This is a genomic window from Pseudomonas sp. JV245A (assembly GCF_032424515.1).
Lineage (GTDB): Bacteria > Pseudomonadota > Gammaproteobacteria > Pseudomonadales > Pseudomonadaceae > Aquipseudomonas > Aquipseudomonas protegens.
The window spans coordinates 1-4,745 of record NZ_VYKE01000248.1; the positions used below are offsets into that span (position 1 = coordinate 1).

General features: G+C 66.8%; 6 protein-coding genes and 1 pseudogene. 3 read left to right on the forward strand and 4 right to left on the reverse strand.

Annotated elements, in window-relative coordinates; genetic code table 11:
* The 4 genes and pseudogenes from F6S12_RS29820 to F6S12_RS29835 form a co-directional block, all read right to left on the reverse strand.
* A pseudogene (locus tag F6S12_RS29820) lies at positions 1-157 on the reverse strand (RNA polymerase sigma factor); the annotation flags it as partial.
* Positions 158-171: 14 nt separating this feature from the next.
* Positions 172-498, reverse strand: a complete 327-nt coding sequence (locus F6S12_RS29825; protein WP_019093372.1) for a DUF3325 domain-containing protein — start codon at positions 496-498, stop codon at positions 172-174.
* Positions 499-2,082, reverse strand: a complete 1,584-nt coding sequence (locus F6S12_RS29830; protein ID WP_077933368.1) for a PepSY-associated TM helix domain-containing protein — start codon at positions 2,080-2,082, stop codon at positions 499-501.
* The gene (locus tag F6S12_RS29835) at positions 2,079-2,384 is read right to left on the reverse strand and encodes a DUF3649 domain-containing protein (RefSeq protein ID WP_123473908.1); all 306 of its coding nucleotides are present in this window, start codon (positions 2,382-2,384) and stop codon (positions 2,079-2,081) included. Before F6S12_RS29835 ends, F6S12_RS29830 begins: the two co-directional genes overlap by 4 nt.
* A 219-nt stretch (positions 2,385-2,603) precedes the next feature.
* Here F6S12_RS29835 and F6S12_RS29840 point away from each other — a divergent pair, with 219 nt between their 5' ends.
* The 3 genes from F6S12_RS29840 to F6S12_RS29850 form a co-directional block, all read left to right on the forward strand.
* The gene (locus F6S12_RS29840; RefSeq protein ID WP_282598138.1) at positions 2,604-3,092 is read left to right on the forward strand and encodes a sigma-70 family RNA polymerase sigma factor; all 489 of its coding nucleotides are present in this window, start codon (positions 2,604-2,606) and stop codon (positions 3,090-3,092) included.
* Positions 3,093-3,100: 8 nt separating this feature from the next.
* Positions 3,101-4,066: a FecR family protein gene (locus F6S12_RS29845; RefSeq protein ID WP_315869691.1), complete on the forward strand. Its 966-nt coding sequence runs from the start codon at positions 3,101-3,103 to the stop codon at positions 4,064-4,066.
* A gap of 202 nt (positions 4,067-4,268) precedes the next feature.
* On the forward strand, positions 4,269-4,745 hold a 477-nt coding region (locus tag F6S12_RS29850), incomplete at its 3' end, for an STN domain-containing protein (protein ID WP_315869692.1).

The window sequence follows — 4,745 nt, forward strand, 5'->3', positions numbered from 1 at the left end:
GCACCAGGTCGGCGGCGGTAGCCCGGCAACCGACCCGGCGGCTGACCAGGGCCTCCATCTGCGAACGCTGGGACAGGAACACCTGGAGAAAATGCGCACGGCTGCCCTGCGGATCAGGGTGATCCCCCTCGGCAGGCTCCGGTGGCAGGGTGCTCATCATCGTCGGTCCGCTCAGAAGTGGGCCAGGGCCGCGACCGGGCTGGCCAGCAGGCTGGCCCCCGCCATCGTCAGCACCAGGCGCGGCCGATAGGGCAACAGCAGCACCAGCAGCAAGGCGCTGAACATCAGCACCGCGCACCACTGCACCAGCCCCAGGCTCCAGCTGGTGCCCTGCACTGCTGCTGCCAGCGACAGGCCCAGCAGCATCCAGCCGCCCAGACGCAGGCCGTGGCGGCGTAGGGCCGAAGGCTTGTGCCCGAGCAGCTCGCCGTGATGCCGGTCCAGGGACAGGCACAGGCCGGTAAAACCGGCATAACAGAGCAACAGCACCAGGAGCATTCAATTCACCTCGGTTTCAGGAGCCGGCGGGCGTTGCCGGGGCACCCGGGGCGTGGCTGTGGCGGCGGCCCCCGCGCGATGCAGCTTGCGCGCCGCCCAGGCCAGGAACAGGCCACTGCCCAGGCACGCCAGGTCGAAGCTCGCCATGGCCCAGTCGCCCCGGACCATGAAGCCATCCATCAGGCTCGGGCTGGTGAGCACGCTGAGCACCGGCACCCCGGCGAACAGCAAGGCGCCAAGGCCCAGTTGTTCAACCCAGGCGCGACGGCCAGGGCGGACGCAGGCGTGCAACAGGCTCAGGCCCCAGGCCCAGAAGAAGCTGTTGACCTCCCAGTCGGCGCGTTCGGCGAAGCCTGCGGGCAACAGGCGGTTGGCCCAGAAGAACGCCGCCACCGCCAGCAGCAGCCCGGCCATGCTGGCGATGTTCAACACTTCCACCAGGCGCAGTTCGAAAGGCTGGGCGGCACTCTTGGCATGCTTGAGCTGGCGCTTGCCCAGCCAGATCACCAGCCCGGTGCCGATCATCGCGGTGCTGGCCAGCCCACAGAGGAAGTACAGCCAGCGCAACACCGGACCGGCGAAGCGCCCCATGTGCAAGCCATAGAAGCTGCCGCCGATGGCCAGCGGCAGGGATTGCTCGGCAGAGGCCTGCAACGGCTGGCCGGTCACGCCGTTGAACGCCACTTGGCTGCCGAAATCCCGGGCCACCCGGTCGGCTTCATGGCGAAACACCTGCACCGAGGCATTCAGGTCCCCCGGGTAGCTGACTACCAGGCGCTGCGCATGGCCGCCCGACCAACGTTCCCGGGCCTGCTTCAGCATGGGTTCGAGGGGGGCCAGCGGGGCACTCTGCCCGGCGGCCGAGGCAGCGGCAGCAGCGGGCCGCAAGTCCTCGAAGAAGGCATCGGAATCCCCTTTGTAGGCCACCAGGATGCTCGCCGGCATGACCATGTACATGAAGATCACCAGGCTGCTGTAGGTAATCATCAGGTGAAACGGCAGCACCAGCACGCCCACCGCGTTGTGCCCGTCGAGCCAGGTGCGCTGGCCCTTGCGCGGGCGGAAGGTGAAGAAGTCCTTGAAGATTTTCTTGTGGGTGATGATGCCGCTGATCAGCGCCACGAACATCACCATGGCTGCCATCGTCGACAGCCATCGGCCCCAGGGATAGGGCATCTGCAGCTGGAAGTGGAAGCGGTAGAAGAACTCGCCGCCGCGGGTGTCGCGCACCTGCACTTCGCTGCCGGTGGCCGGGTCCAGCAGTTTCTCGGTGAAGGCACCGCGCTCGCCGGGTTTGCCGGGCGCCTGCCAGCCCACCGACAGGCTCGGCTGGCGGGCATCGGGCAGGCCGATGAACCAGCGTTGCGCGCCCTGGGCATGGCGTTCCAGGTAGCGTTGGGCCAGCCCCAGGCTGGCATCGGCGTTCAGGACCCGGGCCGGCGCCTCCGGCTGCATCCAGTGGGTGATCTCATCCTTGAAATAGGACAGGGTCCCGGTGAGGAAGATCGCAAACAGCAACCAGCCGAACAGCAGCCCGCTCCAGGTGTGCAGCCAGGCCATGGACTGGCGAAATCCTTCCTTCATAGCAGGGCCACCCAGTAGGCACTGCCGGCGACCAGCGCCAGCACCAGGCTCGGCAGCAACAGGCCCAGCCAGGCCTGCCAGGCACTGCGACAGGCAAAGCACCAGAGCACTGCCACCAGATAGAACAGGAAGGACGTCATCATTGCGCTGACCACGGCATCGGCCCTGGGCAGGGGCAGCAGCAAGGTCAGGCAGACACTGCCCAACGCCGCCAGCAGATAGCCCCCCAGCACCGCGGCGAATACCCGCGAAGCCACCGCCAGACGATAGGAAGCGGAAAGACCGCCAGCCTTGCTTTTCATGTTTCGACCTTGACGCGAGGGGAGGTCCGGCACAGCACACAGGCGGCCGGGGGAAGTAGGCGGGCAAGTTTAATGATAAATATTCTCATATGCAAAAAGCAGCGACGAACCCGATGCAAACCCGTCGGTCCGGCCTGATTGCCGAATGCCATGTCGCCCCACTACAATGCGAACAATTCTTGTTCTCTTATGCGCCATCTCGGTGCAGGAGCGTCCGGCTTGTCCCACACCGCTACCGTCGAAGGCCTCTACCAGGCCCATCACAGCTGGTTGAACACCTGGTTGCGGCGCCGGCTCGGCTGCCCCCACAGCGCCGCAGACCTGGCCCAGGACACCTTCATCCGGGTACTCAGCGCCCGGGAAACACCGGCCCTGATCGAGCCCCGGGCGTTTCTCACCACCATCGCCAAGCGCGTGCTGTTCAACCACTACCGGCGCCAGGACCTGGAGCGGGCCTATCAGGAAACCCTGGCGCAGATGCCTGAACAGGTGGCGCCATCCGAGGAAGAGCGGGCCATCATCCTGCAGACCCTGACGGAACTGGACAGCCTGCTCGACGGCCTGCCGCGCCCGGTCAAACGGGCCTTTCTGCTGTGCCAGCTGGACGGCCTGAGCTACGGCGAAATCGCCCGGGAGCTGAACATCTCCATCGCCACGGTCAAGCGCCACCTGAACAAAGCGGCGATGCGCTGCTACTTCGCCCTGTGAGTGCCTCGATGAACCCACACCTCAATGGCCAGCCCGATTTCAGCAACCAGGTGGCCGAACAGGCTGTGCACTGGCTGATCGAAATGCAGGGCGGGCCCTTGAGCGCGCGCCAGCAACAGGCCTGGCAGCAATGGCACGATGCCCACAGCGAACATCAGCGGGCCTGGGAGCATATCCAGCGCGTCAACCAGCGCCTGCGTGGCCTGTCTTCGCCCCTGGCCCACGCCGCCCTGAACGCGCCGAAATCCGCCAGCCGGCGCCAGGCACTGAAGCTGCTGCTGATTCTCGGCGCCGGCACGGCCGCCGCCTGGGGCCTGCGCGAACACAACCCGCTGCCGCCACTGCTGGCGGATTACCGCAGCCCCCTGGGGCAGCGGCGCAAACTGCAACTGAGCGACGGCAGCCAGTTGCAGCTCAATACCAGCAGCGCGGTGGATGTGCGCTTTGATGGCCAGCAACGGCTGATCCGCCTGCTGGAGGGCGAGATCATGCTCACCAGTGCCCAGGATGCCCGGCCGCTGCGGGTGCAGACCGCACAAGGGCAGGTAAGCCCGCAAGGCGCGCGGCTGAACCTGCGCCAATTCAAGGACTACACCCAACTGGCGGTGTTCTCCGGAACCGTCGGCGTGACGCCCCTGGACTACGCCACAACCCCGCCCCAGGTGGCGGCCGGGCAGCAACTGAATTTCACCGGCAACAGCTGGCAAGCTCCCCGGGCCCTGGATGCCGGCAGCGGCGCCTGGAGCGAAGGCATGCTGGTGGCAGCGCACATGCGCCTGGCGGACTTTCTCGACGAACTGGGGCGCTACCGCCGCGGCCAGCTCAACTGTGATGCACAGGTGGCGGACCTGCTGATTTCCGGCAGCTACCCCCTGGATGACAGCGAGCGGATTCTCGACCTGCTGGAGATCAGCCTGCCGGTCAAGGTACGTCGCTTCACCCGCTTTTGGGTCACCGTCCAGGCCCGCACCTGACGGCACTCTGTCGCCGCTGCCGCGGGCTGCAACCGGCTCCGCAGGGGACGCGCCCTTGACCCGGGCCTCACCCAAGCCCCCGCAAACCAATCGCCGCCCGCCCCGGCACCGAAAAAAAACCACCGCCCATGAGCCGTTTCCCCAGGTTCAAGTGACAGAGAAGGAAAGCCACCTTGATTCCCCCTTCTCAGGACCCACCTTCATGACCGAGCAACCCACCTGCCTCACGCCTCTGGCCCGTACCCTGCGCCACTTGCTGCTGGGGGCCAGCCTGAGCCTGGCCAGCCTGCCCCTGGTCCAGGCCGCCGAGGCCCAGGCCCAGAGTTATCACATCGCCCCGACCTCGCTGGAAAACGCCCTGAACCAGTTCGGCCGGCAAGCCCGAGTGCTGATCTCTTTCGGCTCACACGTCACCAGTGGCGTGCAAAGCCGTGGCCTGCAAGGCCAGTACAGCCCGCAGGAAGGCCTGAACGTTCTGCTGCAAGGCACCGGCCTGCAAGCCCGGGCCGAGGGCAGCAATGCCTTCAGCCTGCAACCGGCCAGCCCCGAGGCCGCTGCGCAGCCGCTGCACCTGGGCGCCTCCAGCGTGGTCGGCGACTGGCTCGGCGATGCCCAGCAAAGCGATGTGTTCGAGCACCCAGGGGCCCGGGACGTGATCCGTCGCGAGGAGTTCGAACGC

Bases quoted from the DNA above. Each gene is read 5' to 3' on its own strand.
- F6S12_RS29835 (WP_123473908.1), bottom strand. From the start codon at position 2,384: ATGAAAAGCAAGGCTGGCGGTCTTTCCGCTTCCTATCGTCTGGCGGTG.
- F6S12_RS29830 (WP_077933368.1), bottom strand. From the start codon at position 2,082: ATGAAGGAAGGATTTCGCCAGTCCATGGCCTGGCTGCACACCTGGAGC.
- F6S12_RS29845 (WP_315869691.1), top strand. From the start codon at position 3,101: ATGAACCCACACCTCAATGGCCAGCCCGATTTCAGCAACCAGGTGGCC.
- F6S12_RS29825 (WP_019093372.1), bottom strand. From the start codon at position 498: ATGCTCCTGGTGCTGTTGCTCTGTTATGCCGGTTTTACCGGCCTGTGC.